The sequence below is a fragment of the uncultured Kordia sp. genome (genome assembly GCF_947496985.1).
In the GTDB taxonomy this organism is placed as follows: domain Bacteria; phylum Bacteroidota; class Bacteroidia; order Flavobacteriales; family Flavobacteriaceae; genus Kordia.
In genome coordinates, this window is record NZ_CANMEZ010000054.1 from 1 (window position 1) to 212 (window position 212).

The following is a 212-nucleotide window of genomic DNA, read 5'->3' on the forward strand; positions in this document are numbered from 1 at the left end:
GTATTTATCCGTGTGGAGCATACTGTTACAGGTTGTTTGAATACCAATAACATTGCTAGTTTAGAACTTAGTGTAGAACCAATTCCATCAGCAACAGCTCCAAATACCTATGAATTGTGTGCAGATGATCAAGCAGATCAAGATACCGCTGTGTTTGATCTCACTAGTTTGGATACAGCTATTATTAATGGACAGACAGACATGGCAGTATC

General features: G+C 38.7%; 1 protein-coding gene. It reads left to right on the forward strand.

The window, feature by feature from the left end; translation table 11 throughout:
• The coding region (locus Q0828_RS24470; protein ID WP_298428006.1) for a hypothetical protein at window positions 1-212 on the forward strand (212 nt) is incomplete at both ends.